The 16,648-nt window shown below is 36.8% G+C and carries 12 protein-coding genes and 1 other RNA gene; 10 read left to right on the top strand and 3 right to left on the bottom strand.

From position 1 onward, the window contains the following. The first annotated feature begins 868 nt into the window (after positions 1–868). Complete coding sequence (locus V4B18_RS03875) at positions 869–2,176, top strand: MFS family transporter (protein ID WP_455475176.1); 1,308 nt, start codon at positions 869–871, stop codon at positions 2,174–2,176. 596 nt (positions 2,177–2,772) lie between these two features. Then, entirely contained in the window at positions 2,773–4,080 is a 1,308-nt protein-coding gene (locus V4B18_RS03870) for an MFS family transporter (RefSeq protein ID WP_455475175.1), read from the top strand. A gap of 78 nt (positions 4,081–4,158) precedes the next feature. Here V4B18_RS03870 and V4B18_RS03865 read toward each other — a convergent pair whose 3' ends face one another. Next, on the bottom strand, positions 4,159–4,464 hold the full coding sequence (locus tag V4B18_RS03865) for a DUF2853 family protein (protein WP_455475174.1): 306 nt from the start codon (positions 4,462–4,464) through the stop codon (positions 4,159–4,161). 93 nt (positions 4,465–4,557) lie between these two features. Between V4B18_RS03865 and ssrA the strand changes: the two genes are divergently transcribed. From ssrA to V4B18_RS03825, 8 genes are all read left to right on the top strand, one after another. Beyond that, positions 4,558–4,913: a transfer-messenger RNA gene (ssrA, locus tag V4B18_RS03860) on the top strand. 171 nt (positions 4,914–5,084) lie between these two features. Continuing rightward, positions 5,085–5,633 (top strand): SspB family protein, encoded by a 549-nt coding sequence (locus tag V4B18_RS03855; RefSeq protein ID WP_455475173.1) that lies wholly within the window; start codon positions 5,085–5,087, stop codon positions 5,631–5,633. Positions 5,634–5,641: 8 nt separating this feature from the next. Next, positions 5,642–5,824, top strand: coding sequence for a DUF4169 family protein (locus tag V4B18_RS03850; RefSeq protein WP_455475172.1), 183 nt, complete (start codon positions 5,642–5,644; stop codon positions 5,822–5,824). Positions 5,825–5,846: 22 nt separating this feature from the next. Then, positions 5,847–6,089 carry a ribbon-helix-helix domain-containing protein gene (locus V4B18_RS03845; RefSeq protein WP_455475171.1) on the top strand — a complete coding sequence of 81 codons (243 nt, stop codon included), beginning with the start codon at positions 5,847–5,849 and terminating at the stop codon, positions 6,087–6,089. Positions 6,090–6,209: 120 nt separating this feature from the next. Next, the gene (locus V4B18_RS03840; RefSeq protein ID WP_455475170.1) at positions 6,210–8,540 is read left to right on the top strand and encodes an ATP-dependent helicase; all 2,331 of its coding nucleotides are present in this window, start codon (positions 6,210–6,212) and stop codon (positions 8,538–8,540) included. A 577-nt stretch (positions 8,541–9,117) separates the two neighbouring features. Continuing rightward, positions 9,118–9,699, top strand: a complete 582-nt coding sequence (locus tag V4B18_RS03835; protein ID WP_455475169.1) for an SCO family protein — start codon at positions 9,118–9,120, stop codon at positions 9,697–9,699. A gap of 31 nt (positions 9,700–9,730) precedes the next feature. After that, positions 9,731–10,600, top strand: a complete 870-nt coding sequence (locus tag V4B18_RS03830; protein WP_455475168.1) for a 50S ribosomal protein L11 methyltransferase — start codon at positions 9,731–9,733, stop codon at positions 10,598–10,600. Positions 10,601–10,617: 17 nt separating this feature from the next. Beyond that, on the top strand, positions 10,618–12,444 hold the full coding sequence (locus V4B18_RS03825; RefSeq protein WP_455476490.1) for an aminopeptidase P family protein: 1,827 nt from the start codon (positions 10,618–10,620) through the stop codon (positions 12,442–12,444). Positions 12,445–12,707: 263 nt separating this feature from the next. Here V4B18_RS03825 and ligA read toward each other — a convergent pair whose 3' ends face one another. After that, positions 12,708–14,867: an NAD-dependent DNA ligase LigA gene (gene ligA, locus V4B18_RS03820; protein WP_455476489.1), complete on the bottom strand. Its 2,160-nt coding sequence runs from the start codon at positions 14,865–14,867 to the stop codon at positions 12,708–12,710. Between the two features lie 112 nt (positions 14,868–14,979). After that, entirely contained in the window at positions 14,980–16,647 is a 1,668-nt protein-coding gene (gene recN, locus V4B18_RS03815; RefSeq protein ID WP_455476488.1) for a DNA repair protein RecN, read from the bottom strand. Position 16,648 lies beyond the last annotated feature (1 nt).

Here is a 16,648-nt window from a genome sequence, read left to right as displayed (position 1 = left end):
CAAATTTCTTCAATAAAGCTTAAATTTTCTATAAGTAGTATTATCAATGACAATTAATTTTTGACGTCTTCCAACAATAAAAGCCACATCTTCTTCATTTTTTAAAAATCATTCTTTTTACAATAATGACATGACATACCTAAAAAAGAATGAGTCATAACAATGGATGAAGCTTTAAATGCAAAACGACAAATCATAACACTTATGCACATATTATGCACATATTAAGATGTCTGATAGTAAGCTTTATCCCAAAACGCAAATTTTTACCTTACAAGAAAAAGCTCATCACATTTTTAAATACCTTAGTTTTTTGATAAAAACCAAACCTTTGCAATAACTACAATTAAATAAATCAAAAGCGTTTTACTATCGTAAATATTTTGACGTACAACTAAATTTTATAGCTCAGCAATAATAGACAACTATTTTTTTAACCACAGTCAAAAAGTACTGATTTAATCGAGAGAACACTCATCAAAAACTAGCCAAATATGCCATTGATAGCCATAAATAGAATCAAGACTCTTTCTCAGCAGTTCATTCATTCCAAATCGATACACCATGTTTTTTCAACCATGTAATATTTGTATCACCTTTAAGAAACTACAAAAGCTCATAAATAACCAAGAAAAAAACTGCACTTTAAATATCCAAATTGATCTCTTCTCCACACAAATTCAATCCACACGATCAATATTCTGATTAAAATATAAAACAGAAAATGCAATATTTATGAAAATTAAAAATCTCTTCCCTCAAACATCTTTCACAAGAAATTAGCTAATACAATTAAGTTTTTGACGCAAAAAGTAAAATGCTGTAAACACCCCCCAAAAAAATGAATATATGAAAAAGGGATAGTCTTATGGAAAATGAAGCAGCTTTAGCACCACACGACACGAGAAAACGTGTTTTATCTATCATATCCAGCGCATCAGGTAATCTGGTAGAATGGTATGATTTTTACGTTTATTCTTTTACATCTATCTATTTTGCATCACAATTCTTTCCTTCAGATGGAGACGTTGTCTTAGAGCTTTTAAAAGCTTCTGCTGTTTTTTTTATCGCTTTTCTCATGCGTCCAATCGGTGGTTGGCTCTTTGGATTTATTGCTGACCGTTATGGGCGAAAACGCTCAATGCTTATTTCTGTTTTTATGATGTGCGGTGGCTCTTTCTTGATTGCCGTACTTCCCACTTATGAAACTCTTGGAACGACAGCAGCAATTTTGCTCCTTTTGCTCCGTATGCTTCAAGGACTTTCAGTTGGCGGTGAATATGGAACAACAGCAACCTATATGAGCGAAGTTGCTCTCAAAAATCGCCGTGGTTTTTTTAGTTCTTTTCAATATGCTACGCTCATTGGTGGTCAACTCCTTGCCAGTCTTGTAATGTTCGTGTTAGCATTATATCTAACAGAAGATCAGTTAAAGGCATGGGGATGGCGCATTCCTTTTGCGATTGGTGGGCTAGGAGCAATTGTTGCAATTTATCTCCGTCGCTCACTTCATGAAACAACCACTAAAGAAAGCCGTGCTAAGCAGCAAGCTGGAAGTCTTAAAGAACTTCTATGTAATCACGGAAAAGCTTTTCTTCTGGTTATTGGCTTTACAGCTGGAGGATCGCTCACATTTTACACATACACCACTTATATGCAGAAATATTTAATCACGACAACTGGATTTGATAAACATACTGCCATAACTGTAATGACTGCTGCACTCTTTGTCTTCATGCTAGTCCAGCCCATATTTGGTTCTTTAGCTGATAAAATTGGAACAAAAACTTCATTGCTTATTTGGAGTATGTTGTCCATCATTTTTACAATTCCTGCACTTAAATTAATTGGCAGCACCAGCGATACATGGGTTGCACTCTTGGTTATTATTGGAATGCTTTGTATTATGAGTTTCTATACATCCATCTCTGGTGTCGTAAAAGCTGAAATGTTTCCTTCCTCAATAAGAGCAATGGGAGTCGGACTATCTTATGCTATCGCCAATGCATTATTTGGTGGTTCTGCTGAATCTGTGGCACTTCAACTAAAAAAAATGGGGTATGAATCTGTATTCCATTTTTACATAGTCGGTATAATGATCATCGCGTTCATCGCAATTTTCTTGATGCCCGATGCTCGAAAAGAGGGATATCTTCAAGGAGATAATATTCATTAATTTTTTATATTACAAAAAAGCTCAGGTTATTGAGCTTTTTTGTAATAGTCTTCCTATAAAAAAACAATATTTATAAACTTTTATCCTAAAATTCTTAATGCCATAAAGAGATAACACTCCCTATTGCAATATAAGCTATAGAAAATACCATTTAATATATTATTTTCTATTTTACTAAATTTAGAACACTTAAAATCAAAAAAACATTCAATTTGTTTTTTGTTAGTAATGAAAGCCTGGGAATAAAGGGCACATCTGATCCCCAAAATTGATTGAGCCATAACTCATTTGATTTGAACAATAAACGCCCATTATTAAAAACTGAAATCAAAAATCGAGGTCAATTTTCACATAAGCACTACAATCAATTTTATTAGCCACAAAGAAAGAAAATTTAAAAACTCAATAAATATACAATTTGAATCTTTATCTTTGAGCAACTCGTATAAAAATTATCATGACAAATTAAATTTTTGACGCAAAAAATAAAATACTGTAAACACCCCTTAAGTAATAATACAATTAAATCTTTGCTATATAATAAAGCATTACAATAATAACAAAAATAAATATGCTAAAAATGGGGGGATATCCTTATGAAAAGTCAAGCCGCTTTAGCGCCGCACGACACAAGAAGACGTATTTTATCTATCATATCAAGCGCATCAGGTAATCTGGTAGAATGGTATGATTTTTATGTCTATGCTTTTACATCTATTTATTTTTCATCACAATTTTTTCCGTCAAATGGCAATGTTGTTATGGAGCTTTTCAAAGCTTCTGCTGTTTTTTTTATCGGTTTTCTCATGCGTCCAATCGGTGGTTGGCTCTTTGGATTTATTGCTGACCGTTATGGGCGAAAACGCTCAATGCTTATTTCTGTTTTTATGATGTGCGGTGGCTCTTTCTTGATTGCCATACTTCCCACTTATGAAACTCTTGGAACGACAGCAGCAATTTTGCTCCTTTTGCTCCGTATGCTTCAAGGACTTTCTGCGGGTGGAGAATATGGTACAGCTGCAACTTATATGAGCGAAATCGCTCTTAAAAACCACCGCGGGCTCTTTGCTTCTTTTCAATCTGCAACACTTATTGCTGGTCAGCTTCTTGCTAGCCTTATTATATTTACCTTAGCATCTTATCTTACAGAAGATCAGCTAAAGTTATGGGGATGGCGTATCCCTTTTGCGATTGGTGGAGTAGCTGCAATTGTTGCAATTTATCTCCGTCGCTCACTCCATGAAACAACCACTAAAGAAAGCCGTGCCAAACAACAAACTGGAAGTTTTAAAGAACTTTTACGTAATCACGGAAAAGCTTGTTTTCTGATTATTGTTTTTGCTGCTGGAGGATCGCTCACATTTTATACATACACTACCTATATGCAAAAATATCTAATCACGACAACTGGATTTGATAAACACACTGCTACAACAATAATGACTTCTGCACTCTTTATTTTCATGCTAATCCAACCCCTATGTGGAATTTTAGCTGATAAAATTGGAATAAAAACTGTAATTATTACTTGGAGTGTATTAGCTACTATCTTTACGTTCCCTGGAATGAAAATTATTGGAAACACTAATAGTCCATGGGTTGCTCTATCAACTATCATTGGACTCTTCTTTATTATGAGTTTTTATACGTCTATTTCTGGTATTGTAAAATCAGCAATGTTTCCTTCTTCAATACGAGCACTCGGCGTTGGAATTTCTCATGCCATTGGCAACGCATTGCTTGGTGGATCTGCTGAATCTATAGCACTTAAATTAAAAAGTATTGGTCATGAATCCATCTTTTACTACTACATAACTGGCGTAATGATCTTTGCATTTATCGCACTCCTTTTTGTGCCAAATGTCAAAACAGAAGGGTATCTTCAAGACGATGATATGCATTAAATATTAAAATTAAAAAAAGCCCACTAAATTGGGCTTTTTTTTGTAATCAGTACGCAAAATGTCTCATTTTAATATTATTTACAGTTTATCAAGTGCATTTAACTGTTTAGCTACCAAATAATAAAAAGTTATACGATTTTTTCTCCGACTTTTGGACATCATATCTGCAACTTTTAAAACAGCTTTTTTAGCATTTTCTTCATCAACTTCTAATGTCTCTATAACCCACTTTTCAACGCGCTCTAACTCTTTTGTATCTGATATAGCCACCAACGATGAATCCTGACTCTTCATTACTAAAGCCAAACGGCGACTGAGTCGTTCTATTGCAGCTTCATCAGGGTTTGGATCATATAATTTAATATCTGCCAAACTATTTGTCATTCCAATATATCCCCTCTCCAAAAACTAATATCTGTATTTTAATTGCATCATACAACTGAATAAATAACTAAAGGACTTAAAATATTAACACCCCCCCTTTTCCTAAGGCTATTCTTCATCTATATTTATAGAGCTGGCTTACCAGCTATGGTAATAAATGAACAATGAAATAAACTCATTGGACCCGGGGGCGGTACCCGGCGCCTCCACCAAAGTGTAATTAACAAAATTATATTTTGGTGGGGGCGAAATAGGATCGACAAGAGCGTAAAGATTGCTTTTTTACTCGGCATAGTACCACCGTTATCGGACTAATTTAGTAGTTGCAAATGACAACTATGCGGAAGCACGTCTCGCTGCTTAATGCAGTGCGAATGTTTCAAACTAAGCCTTAAATCGTCGCAGATTTAAGCGGGGTTCGGAGGCACCTGGCAACAGAAGCCTTCACTTTTATAGGTATTATTGATTAATCTTTCGAACATTATTTTTCATAAAATTTCGTGTTTTTAGCGATTAATTAAGTGCACAGTAGGTAAAATATTGCTAGCTTAAAGAAACATTTCATTACACAGTTATTGTTCATGCTCAGTGACTTTGTTAAATAAAAGGAATAAACTTCGATGGTTCAAGATCAAATCCGCTACGATGTTCTCGTTCAGGATGCGTTACGTGGAGTTATACGTAAAGTTTTATTAGAAGTTGCCAAAGCAGGGCTCCCAGGCAATCACCATTTCTTTATTACTTTTTTAACAAATGCACCAGGAGTCAAAATTTCTAATCGATTAAAAAGCCGCTATCCTGAGCAAATGACAATCGTACTGCAACACCAATTTAGAGACCTAAATGTATTAGAAACCACTTTCGAAGTAACACTCTCTTTTAAGGAAATTAGTGAAAAATTAGTGATCCCTTTTACCGCTATTCAAGTATTTTATGATCCTATTGCAGCATTTGAAGCAGCATTTGACTTACCTTCAAATTCCGCTTCTAAAGAAGATAGAAACTCAGAAAATACTGCGTGCACTCCTGCAATTCCATCGAACAAGCAAAAACAAGAAAACACATTAATGAAAGAGCAAAACTTTAAAACAAATAAAGAACCATCAAACAATGATACAAAACAAAGTGCTGATGTTGTTTCCTTGGATTCTTTTAGAAAAAACAAATAAATTTACTCATGACTGAACCTATTAACCTTCGTCACTTTCGAAAACAAAAAAAACGTATGGAAAAAAACATTCACGCAGAGGAAAATCGTTACCGTTTTGGAAGAACAAAAGCTGAAAAACTATTTGAGCATAAAAAATCTTTAAAAGCTAAAAAATTTCTTGATCAAAATCGTCTATATAGCGATGAATAAGAGCAGAAAAAAGTGCGTACAAATGATCCTTATTGATTGGTCAAAAGTAACTTTGAAAAAAATATCTGTTCGCATTGATGGACACTCAACAAGCGTGTCCTTAGAACAACCATTCATAGAAATTCTCAAATCTATAGCGCGTAAAAAAGAAAAATCTTTAACTTTTATTATCACTAATGTTGATAAACAAAGACCACCGCAGATAAATCTTTCAGCTGCATTACGCGTTTACGCACTCCAGAGTATTCTTACTCAAGATCTTTAGTATTCCGCTTTTTTCTTTTTTACATTTTTCTATTTAATCGAAAAAGCTGTTGTGGTTTTCTTGAAAAAAAATTTTTAGACCTAGCGCTTAAATCAAAAAAGTAATACACAATAAGGTATAATGAATAATTTCCTCGATAACATACCATTTTTTGAAGATGAGTCCTCTCTTCACCAGCATGCGGATAACCTTAGAGTAAATACTAACGTTATAAAAGAAAAAACACAATGTGATTTTGATTATTTAGAAAAACTCAATCCTGAACAACAGCAGGCCGTCATAAATACAGAAGGGCCTCTTTTAGTTTTGGCAGGTGCCGGAACTGGAAAAACACGCGTTTTGACTACCCGTATTTCTCATATTTTGCGCTCTCAGCTTGCTTTCCCTAAACAGATACTAGCTGTAACTTTCACTAACAAAGCAGCACACGAAATGAAAATACGCATTGGCGAACTTATTGGTGAAACTGTTGAAGGGATGCCTTGGCTTGGAACTTTTCATTCCACCGGTGCAAAGATTTTGCGTCGCCACGCAGAGCTCGTTAATTTAAAAAGAAACTTTACAATCCTTGATAGTGATGATGTGATTCGTCTTTTAAAACAGCTTATTCAAGCTGAAGGATTAGATGATAAGCGTTGGCCAGCACGTAGCTTTGCAATGATGATTGATTCTTGGAAAAATCAAGGGCTTTTGCCAGAACGTATTTCAGAAAGTGATGCACATTCTTTTGGCAACGGTATGGGACGCAAACTTTATCGTAGCTATCAAAATCGCTTACAAAACCTCAACGCTTGTGACTTTGGTGATCTGCTGCTTCATTCTATTTCCATCTTGCAAAATAATCCAGATGTTCTCAAAGAATATCATTCTAAATTCCGTTATATTCTCGTAGATGAATATCAAGATACAAATACAGCACAATATCTTTGGCTTCGTCTTTTAGCGCGACGACCTCAAGAACAACATGTAAATCTTTGTTGTGTTGGAGATGATGACCAATCCATTTATGGATGGCGTGGTGCTAAAATCGACAATATATTGCACTTTGAAAAAGATTTTCCTTCTGCAAAAATTATTCGTTTAGAACGCAATTATCGCTCAACATCACATATTCTCAAAACCGCTTCTCATTTGATTTCTCATAATCAAGGAAGATTTGGAAAAGAACTTTTTTCTCATCAAGTAAATACTAAAGAAGAAAAAGTGAAAATTCACTCTGCATGGGATTCAGAAGAAGAAGCCCGCGCAATCGGAGAAGAAATTGAACAAGCACAACGAGCTGGACATTTATTAAATCATATGGCGATATTAGTGCGAGCGTCATTTCAAATGCGTGAATTTGAAGATCGCTTTGTTACACTTGGACTGAATTATCGCGTTATTGGTGGTCCACGCTTTTATGAACGAATGGAAATTCGCGATGCTATGGCTTATTTACGCGTTGTTGTCCAACCAGCGGATGATTTAGCCTTTGAACGCATCATCAACACACCTAGGCGTGGCTTAGGAGATGCAACTTTACGGAGCCTTTATGAAAGTGCACGTGCACGTTCTATACCTCTCTTTGCTGCCGCATCTGAAATAATTGAAACCGATGAGCTCAAACCAAAAGCACGCACTGCTTTACGAAGCGTTATTGAAGATTTTCGCCGCTGGCAAAATATGCTGCAAAACACACCACACAGAGAGTTAGCAGAGATAATTCTTGATGAGTCAGGCTATACAGCTATGTGGCAAGAAGATCGCTCACCAGAAGCACCAACACGGCTAGAAAACCTTAAAGAAATGGTTCGTTCTATGGAACAATTTGAAAGCCTTCAGAATTTTTTAGAACATGTCGCACTTGTTATGGATTCTGAAAGCAATGAAAATATGGATGCAGTCAATATTATGACTCTACACTCCGCCAAGGGGCTTGAGTTTGAAACCGTTTTTCTTCCTGGTTGGGAAGAAGGACTCTTTCCTCATCAACGCTCCTTGGATGAAGGTGGTCGTTTAGGATTAGAAGAAGAACGGCGGTTAGCTTATGTAGGACTTACAAGGGCAAAAAAACATCTGCATATATGGTTCGTATCTAATCGAAGAATTCATGGACTTTGGCAATCTACAATTCCTTCTCGCTTTCTTGATGAGTTACCAGAAGAACATGTAGAAGTCATGGAAAAAGAAACATCTTATGGTGGTTATGGAAAATCACACTTTAAGCATCAGGATTCTTTTTATAATGATTATTCAACACCAAGATGGAAGCGTGCACAAAAAAATATTGAAGGAGAAATCATTACTCAATCAGTATCTAATGCATCATCAAATTTTTTAATCAATGATCGAATTTTTCACATCAAATTCGGTTATGGTCGTATTTCAGCAGTGGACGGACACAAACTAACCATCATGTTTGATAAAGCTGGAGAAAAGCGTGTGCTAGACAATTTCGTCAGCAAAGCTTAGAAAAAGTATAACAAGATCATTTTTCCAAATGAAAAACCATGCTTTGAGTATTATTTTTGTTTATGATAAAAGTTACGGTTGCCGTATCAAGTAATATCTTAAAAATTTTATAAAAACATACTCTTAGATATATGAATCACATTAACAAAGGTAATATATCCGTGCTTATTTATAAAGCATCTGCAATAATAATCGAATAGAATAAAATATCTTTCACGACAAGAACAATTTAGCATTCCCTAGCACAAGTGATTTCATAGGAGTCAAAAAACATTTTACAAAAGATCTTAATATATTTCCATATACATGGAATGCAGTAAAATTAAATTTCTCTCTCCTTTATTTTATATAGCACCTCAATTTATAGCCATTTAGGATTTAGTCTCGCCATATGAGTGTAAGGTTCATCTCATAAAATTGAAGATTTTTTTGGTATTTATTCACTTTCTATCAATTGTTTTTTTATCAATAATATGAGAAACTATACCGATCAGGCGGACAAAATCGATTATAATGCAAAGAGTCAAAATTAACCCGCCAGTGCCACAATTTTGATATTTTATAGAAGAGTTACGCTATGAAAAATGTAATGCGCATCTTAGGAATAACGGTTTTATTTCTTGCAGGCGTTTTCATTTACGATGCATTAAAAAACAAACCCTTAGGCGATGATTTTGTTCTCACTGATTCTAATGGAAACACCGTCACCGAAGCTGATATTCGCAGCAAGCCCTCAGTCATTTTCTTCGGCTTTACCATGTGTCCTGAAAGCTGCCCTACCACGCTCTCCAATCTTGATCGGTGGCTTACAAAACTTGACGCAGCAGCTGATAAATTAGGAGTATGGTTTGTAACTGTTGATCCTGAACGTGATACACCAGAAGTAATGCATGATTATCTTAGTAATTTTGCCAATAAAATCACTGGTATCAGTGGTGACCCTGAAAAAGTTCATAAAATGGTAGACTCTTTCAACATTGTTGCTGAAAAAGTCCCGGGAACAGATGGAAACTATACCTATAACCACACAGCAGCAATTTTTTTATTAAAAAAAGGTGGCAAATTATTTGGTGTTATTCCTTATGAATCTGGAGAAATCGACTACGATGTTCTAGACGGAGTTGCTATTGAAAAGCTAAAAAAACTCATTTCAAATTAAATTTTTATAAATACCTTTAAGAAAGAACAGTATGTCTGAGCAGGTTCGTCTGTATTATGTCGCTCTCAAAAGCGACGCGAAGCGGTTTTATACTTTTATGGAAACAGCTTTTGACGAAGAAGGATACCCTCTTGGCTTGACAGAGATAGATGAAAAAAATTCCCTATATGAGCTTTCTCTTTATGTAGATAAAGAGCACCAAGAGAATGTTTTGAAACGCTTTGCAAACATTCTTTCAGTAAATCCTGATAAAATTAACAAAGAGATTTTACCCAATATTGATTGGGTTCAACGAAGTCTAGAAGGACTAACGCCTGTGCGTTCAGGTCCTTTTTTTCTTCATGGAAGTCATAACCGGAACAACATTCCACCTAATGTTTTGCCAATTGAAATTGAAGCAAATCAAGCTTTTGGTACAGGACATCATGGAACAACAGCTGGTTGTTTAGAAATGATTGCCAAAGTAATGCAAAATGAAAATCCACAAAATGCTCTTGATCTTGGAACTGGGAGCGGTGTGCTTGCTATTGGCATTGCAATGCTCAAACCTATCGCTATTCTTGCAACTGATATTGATCCCATTGCTATTCAAGTTGCACAACACAATATCGAACTCAATAATGTGAAAGAATACGTCACAGCTATTACAGCCACGGGATTTAGCCATAATGACATTGCATCACATGCACCCTTTGATCTCATTGTTGCTAATATTCTTGCCAATCCTCTCATTGAGCTTGCGCAAGAAATGGTACAAACATTACGAAAAGGTGGATCACTCATATTATCTGGGATTCTTGAAGAACAACACGCTCATGTTTTGGAAGCTTATATAAAACATGGTTTAAAACATATTGAAACATACCACCGTCAAGGATGGGTTACGATACATTTAAAATAAAAGAAAAAGGCGTTGTCATGTATCAATCATTTGAAGCAACAACAAATCCAAACTGCGCTGCAGAACGCGTTGCCTCTCTTCGTAAAGAACTTGATCGCCTTGGATTAGATGGCTTTCTTGTTCCACGTGCAGATGAGCATCAAGGAGAATATGTTCCTCCACACGCTCAACGTCTTAGCTGGCTTACTGGCTTTACTGGATCATCTGGTATCGCACTTATTTTAAAAAACAAAGCTATCATATTTACTGATGGACGTTATCAACTCCAAGTTCGCCAACAAACTGACCCTCATATTTTCGATTATGAGGATTTAATATCTTGTCCACCATCACAATGGTTGGCACAAAATAAGCAAAAACTTTCTATTGGCTTTGATCCATGGCTTCACACCATTACTGCAACAAATGCATTAAAAAAAGCATTAGAATTCGAAGCAGGTGGAAAACTTATCGCAACTCAATCCAATCTCATTGATCTTATCTGGCATGATCAACCACAATTACCACAATCTGCCTTATTCATTCACCCTCTCAAATATGCAGGATGCAATGCCAACGAAAAGCTTACGTTAATTCGAAAGAATATACAACAAGCCAACGCGGATGCTTTTATTTTTACAGATCCCTCCTCCATTGCGTGGACATTCAATATACGTGGCAATGATGTTTCCAATACGCCTTTTTCTCTTTGTTTTGCTCTCATTCCTACCAAAGAAATACCAGCCTTATTTATTGATAGCAAAAAACTTGGTGTAGAACAGAAACAGTATCTAGAAAATTATGTGAAGTTGTATGAACCAGAGCAACTAATTTCAAAAATCAAAGATTACATTCAAAAAGGAACAATTTTTGCCTTAGATCCACGGCTAACATGCGAAAAATTACGCACAATTATTGAAGAAGAAGGTAGCTCTTTCATCTCGCTTTCCGATCCTGCTTCCCTGCCACGTGCTGTAAAGAATGCCACAGAATTAGATGGTGCACGCAAAGCGCATCTGCGCGATGGTATAGCACTTACTCGTTTTTTTTCTTGGCTAGATAAACAAACACTAGGCACACAGGATGAAATTTCCTCTGCCCAAAAATTAGAAGAATTTCGTATAATCACAGCAAATGAAATGGGTGAAAAACTTGAAGATCTGTCATTTGATACAATCTCAGGAGCAGGTACAAATGGTGCAATTATTCATTATCGCGTAACGACAAAAACAAATAAACAACTAAATGCAGGTGAGCTTTATCTTGTTGATTCAGGTGGACAATATCGTGATGGCACCACAGATGTTACGCGTACAGTGGCAATTGGAGATATTGGAAAAGAAGAAAAACGCTGTTTTACTCTTGTTCTCAAAGGCATGATTGCTCTTTCAACTGCACGATTTCCAAGAGGCACACGCGGACAAGATATTGATGCCCTAGCACGCATTGCATTGTGGAAAGCGGGGTTTGATTATGCCCATGGAACTGGTCATGGCGTTGGATCTTATCTTTCTGTTCATGAAGGACCACAAAATCTTTCAAGTCGTGGAAGCCAAGAATTAATCCCTGGAATGATTATCTCTAATGAACCTGGATATTACCGTGAAGGTGCTTTTGGTATTCGTATTGAAAATTTAATGATTGTAAAGCCAGCACAAAAAATTGACGGTGGCGATATAGAAATGTTATCGTTTGAAACACTCACAAATTGTCCCATTGATCGACGATTAATCCTACCAGAGCTTTTGACACAGCAAGAACGGCAATGGCTCAATGACTACCATACTCATATTTATCACGTTAACGCGCCTTATTTAAATGAAGAAGATAAAAAATGGATAAAAGAAGCGACAATGCCAATTTAAATAAATCATAATGTAGCATTTTTTACTTTTTTTTAAAAAAAAGATGCACATTGGAACTATCAAAGAAGACAAAAAATTCTTTATACAAATAATTAAATCGCATCTAAAAACTTAAAAATCAGAGCTATTTTGCAAAACAAGTTAGATTATGACAATCTAAAAAAGCTTACCAATATTCATTACAGTACATAAACAAAAACCACACGATTTATGAGATGAATAATAATTACTAACCTATTTCATCGCTCTTGAAGAGAAGAAGCCTAAACATAATGTTTCTTAATTAATTGTAACCACATTTTTTCATCCATAATCTTAACACCGAACTCTTGTGCTTTAGCCAATTTTGATCCCGCTCCTAATCCTGCAACAAGAAGATCCGTTTTTTTAGAAATAGAACCTGATGTCTTAGCTCCTAATCTCTCCACCAATGCCTTTGCTTCATCGCGTGACATATGCTCTAAAGTTCCTGTAAAAACAATTATTTTTCCTGCTATTGGCGAAGAAAATGTCATCAAAGGCTCTTCATCAAGAGGCGTTACTTCCTCAAGCAAAGCAGATAAAACCTCACGGTTATGCGCTTCTTGATAAAAGTCAACAATTGCTGTACCTACCTGTTGTCCAATTCCTTCGATATTAATAAGATCTTTCCAAACCTCATTGCCCTCTTCACCCATCTTATCGCATGGCATAGTAGCTGCCATCGCTGCAGTCTCAAAAGCGGTATAACTTTGATAAACACGCGCAAGGCGCCGTGCATTAACCTCTCCAACATGGCGAATGCCTAGCGCAAATAAAAAACGACTTAAAGGAATTTTTCGACAAGCATTAATGGCATCATAAAGCTTACGTACTGAAACAGTACCAAAACCTTCCATATTTTCTAAGCGTGTTAGAGATTTTTCTTGGCGTCGTTGTAAAGTGAAGATGTCAGCTGGTGTATGGATACAAAGCGCCTTATCTTGAACATGAAAGAAAAATTCCACCTGCTTTTTACCAAGACCATCAATATCAAAAGCGTTGCGCGAAACAAAATGACGAATACGCTCAATTGCCTGTGCGGGACAAATAAGTCCGCCTGTGCACCGACGTATAGCTTCTCCCTCTTCACGAACAGCATGACTTCCACAAGCTGGACAAAGATGCGGAAAAACAAAAGCAGAAGTGTCTTTTGGGCGCTTTTCAACCATAATATCAACAACTTGAGGAATTACATCGCCAGCGCGCTGCACAATCACTGTATCTCCTACACGGATATCACGCCCTTCACGAATTGGCTCACCTCTATTGCCGATCCCTTTAATATAATCTTCATTATGCAAACTTGCATTCGTAATTACCACACCACCAACAGTAATAGGTGCAAGACGCGCAACAGGAGTTAATGCCCCAGTTCTCCCAACTTGAATATCAATATCTTCCAAAAGAGTCGCGGCTTTTTCTGCTGGAAATTTATGCGCAATTGCCCAACGTGGTGAGCGAGATACAAATCCCAAACGCATTTGTAACGTCAAATCATTAACTTTATAAACGACCCCATCAATATCATAGCTTAGGGAATAACGATGTTCTTCAATATCATGATAATAAGAAATAATCTCTTCTACTGTGTTAAAAACTTTTGTTAATGGATTTATAACAAATCCATATTTCTGAAACTTTTGCATCATATCCATTTGACTTTCTGCAAATGTTTCACTTACCTCACCACAAGCATAAGCAAAAAATTGAAGCTTCCTGCTAGCTGTTATGCGTGAATCAAGCTGACGTAAAGAACCAGCCGCCGCATTTCTAGGATTAGCAAAAGCTAATTTTCCCTTTTCCTTTTGACTCACATTAAGTGCTTGGAAATCTTCCCGTCTCATATAAACTTCACCGCGAATCTCAATAATATCGGGAAATTCACCCTGCAAAACTTGCGGAATATCAGAAATTGTTCGTGCATTCGCTGTCACATCTTCACCTACATGCCCATCACCACGCGTTGCAGCATGCACAAGTTTTCCTTGTTCATAGCGTAAAGACAAAGATAAACCATCGATTTTTGGCTCAGCTGTTATTTCTAAAACTTGTGTTTCTGGAAAACGTAAAAAACGACGAATACGCTCAACAAAATCACTGACATCTTCAGCACTAAATGCATTATCAAGAGAAAGCATTGCTTGGGTATGAACAACCTTCTCAAATTTTTCAGAAACCGGTGCTCCAATTTTATGTGAAGGAGAGTCTGAACGAATTAGCTCTGGAAATAAAGCTTCAATCTCTGCATTACGACGACGCAGAGCATCATATTCTGCATCAGAAATTTCAGGCTGGTCGTTATTATTATAAAGCACATCATGACGTGCAATTTCTTTTGCTAACCATTCCAATTCACTTTCTGCCTCAAGAACAGTTAAGTCTTTAATTGCGTTTTTATTCATAAAACCTATTCCAAATTATGGACGATAACCATAAAATCTTAACTCTTTGTATTACGAATAGAATCAAATAAACGCACAATCGTCAAATCGTCAGTATTTTATCGCTTACCAATTATTTCTGTGCAAGAAGCTTTTGAGCGGCTGCACGAGCTTCTTTAGTAACCCTTTCTCCTGCCAACATGCGTGCAATTTCTTCTGCACGCTCCTGCTCTTCCATTTTATGGATAGCCGTAATAAAGCGTCCTTCATCACCACTTTCAGCTTTTGAAATAAGAAAATGGCTATGCGCTTTAGACGCTACCTGCGGTGCATGCGTAACAGCAAAAACCTGAACAGTTTTTGACAAACGCTGCAAACGTTGCCCAATGGCAGCAGCTACAGCTCCACCAACTCCTGTATCAATTTCATCAAAGATAAGCGTAGGAGCTGATCCACTATCAGATAAGACAACCTTTAATGCCAATAAAAAGCGAGAAAGTTCACCGCCAGAAGCCACACTGAGCATTGGCCCAGCACGTGCTCCAGGATTTGTTCGAACCCAATATTCAACACGATCAATCCCTTCTGCCGTACGCTTTTCAGCATTACTTTGCATTTCAACGATAAATTCTGCCTTTTCTAATTTCAACGCAGGTAATTCAGCCATAACGCTTTCAGATAAGCGACTTGCTGCTGCTCTACGCTTTATTGACAACGATTGCGCCAATATGTCGTAGTTTTTTTTGGCTTCTCGCGTTTCTTCTTCAAAACGTGTTAATGTAATTTGAGCCTCTTCAAAATCAACAAGCTTAGCGTCCATTTTATCACGTAACTGCGCTAACTCATCCGCTGAGACATGATATTTACGAGCAATCCCCCTAAGAGTAAAAAGACGCTCTTCTATCTGTTCCAATTCACCAGTATCAAAATCCAACATCTGCATTGCTGCTTCTATACCGTCTTGTGCTGTAGCAAGTGCATACAATGCATCATCAAGCGATTTTACTACAGGTGTAATCAATGTTTGCGCTTCAGAGATCTTCCGCTCTAAACGTCTCACTAAATTGGAAAGAACAGGAATTGGCGATTTGGTACCGCTTAAAAGATCATCAGCCTCCTTAATATCCGTCGCTATCTTTTCTAACTTCAGCAGATCTGCGCGACGAAGAGACAATGTTTCTTCTTCACCAACTTGAAAATTATGCTTATCAAGCTCTTCCACACATGCACGCAGATAATCAGCTTCACGTATCGCATCTTCTACCTTAATACGCTGTTGTTGCAAACGTTCTTCAAATTCACGCCATATCTGGTAGCATAGACGCAAATTTTTCGTTTCATCTTCAAGCCCACCAAAAGCGTCTAATAATTGACGATGCGTAGCAACATCAACAAGAGCACGATCATCATGTTGTCCATGGATTTCAACCAACATACGACCAATATTGCGCATCAATGTAACACTGGCCACATGATCATTGATAAAAACACGACTGCGACCATCGCTTGATTGTACACGTCGTAAAATAATATCGCCTGTATCATCAAAACCATTTTCACGGATAATTTGGCGCGCAGGATGTGAAATAGGCACATCGAAGACAGCCGTCACTTGTCCTTGTGTTGCGCCATGACGTACAAGCGAAGCATCTCCACGCCCACCAAGTGCTAGAGACAAAGCATCAAGTAAAATAGACTTCCCAGCACCCGTTTCTCCAGTCAAAACCGATAAACCCGCCGTAAAATGAATATCGAGCGTTTCGATCAAAACAATATCATGAATCGAAAGCTGTATCAGCATA

This window comes from Bartonella sp. B17, from assembly GCF_053795755.1.
Note: the sequence above shows the minus strand (reverse complement) of the source record. Positions and strands in the feature narration are given on the sequence as shown.

Bases quoted from the DNA above. Each gene is read 5' to 3' on its own strand.
- V4B18_RS03870 (WP_455475175.1), top strand. From the start codon at position 2,773: ATGAAAAGTCAAGCCGCTTTAGCGCCGCACGACACAAGAAGACGTATT.
- V4B18_RS03845 (WP_455475171.1), top strand. From the start codon at position 5,847: ATGATCCTTATTGATTGGTCAAAAGTAACTTTGAAAAAAATATCTGTT.
- V4B18_RS03840 (WP_455475170.1), top strand. From the start codon at position 6,210: ATGAATAATTTCCTCGATAACATACCATTTTTTGAAGATGAGTCCTCT.
- V4B18_RS03830 (WP_455475168.1), top strand. From the start codon at position 9,731: ATGTCTGAGCAGGTTCGTCTGTATTATGTCGCTCTCAAAAGCGACGCG.
- ligA (WP_455476489.1), bottom strand. From the start codon at position 14,867: ATGAATAAAAACGCAATTAAAGACTTAACTGTTCTTGAGGCAGAAAGT.
- V4B18_RS03855 (WP_455475173.1), top strand. From the start codon at position 5,085: ATGGTTCAAGATCAAATCCGCTACGATGTTCTCGTTCAGGATGCGTTA.
- recN (WP_455476488.1), bottom strand. From the start codon at position 16,647: ATGCTGATACAGCTTTCGATTCATGATATTGTTTTGATCGAAACGCTC.
- V4B18_RS03875 (WP_455475176.1), top strand. From the start codon at position 869: ATGGAAAATGAAGCAGCTTTAGCACCACACGACACGAGAAAACGTGTT.
- V4B18_RS03835 (WP_455475169.1), top strand. From the start codon at position 9,118: ATGAAAAATGTAATGCGCATCTTAGGAATAACGGTTTTATTTCTTGCA.
- V4B18_RS03865 (WP_455475174.1), bottom strand. From the start codon at position 4,464: ATGACAAATAGTTTGGCAGATATTAAATTATATGATCCAAACCCTGAT.
- V4B18_RS03850 (WP_455475172.1), top strand. From the start codon at position 5,642: ATGACTGAACCTATTAACCTTCGTCACTTTCGAAAACAAAAAAAACGT.
- V4B18_RS03825 (WP_455476490.1), top strand. From the start codon at position 10,618: ATGTATCAATCATTTGAAGCAACAACAAATCCAAACTGCGCTGCAGAA.